Source organism: Fervidicella metallireducens AeB, from assembly GCF_000601455.1.
Classification (GTDB): domain Bacteria; phylum Bacillota; class Clostridia; order Clostridiales; family Caloramatoraceae; genus Fervidicella; species Fervidicella metallireducens.
In genome coordinates this window covers 1-665 of record NZ_AZQP01000154.1, presented here as the reverse complement: position 1 = coordinate 665, position 665 = coordinate 1, and the positions used below count along the sequence as shown (strand labels likewise).

Genomic DNA, 665 nt, shown 5'->3' with positions numbered 1-665 from the left:
TATCAGATTATGAAGAATTAGAATCTGATATAGTCTATAAGGCAGTAATAGATAACAGTGAAGTAATCTTTTATATATTATTGGAGTTTCAATCATATGTTGATTATAGTATGCCCATAAGATTGTTTTTATACATGGCAGAGATATGGAGGGGAATTTTAAGGGATACAGAAAAAACAAAAATCAAGAGCAAAGATTTTAAACTACCTGCAATAGTACCTTTAGTATTGTATAATGGAGAATATAAATGGACAGTTGAGAGAAGATTTAAAAATGTTATAAGCAAGAGTGAGTTATTTGGAGACAATGTAATTGATTTCGAGTATATACTGATAGATATAAATAAATATGAAAAAGAAGAATTAATGAAGATAGGGAATATAGCCTCTGCAGTATTTTTATTGGATCAGAAGGTTGACATAGAGGAATTTATAAGCAGAGTAAAGGAAGTAGCTTTAAGTTTTAACAATTTAAGTGAAGAACAAAAGATGATGCTAAGGCATTGGTTAAGAAATACCTTATCAGATGAGTTAAAGGATAAATTAGGTGAGAAAATAGAGGATATTTTGATAGCAAATAAAGAGGAGGTTATGATTATGACTTCTAACATATCAAAGACAATAAAAGAGACCTTTGAAAAAGTCAGAGAAGAGGGAATAGAAGAA

Annotated in this window: 1 protein-coding gene; it reads left to right on the top strand. The window is 29.0% G+C overall.

Annotated elements, in window-relative coordinates:
* On the top strand, positions 1 to 665 hold a 665-nt coding region (locus Q428_RS14245; protein WP_035382124.1), incomplete at both ends, for an Rpn family recombination-promoting nuclease/putative transposase.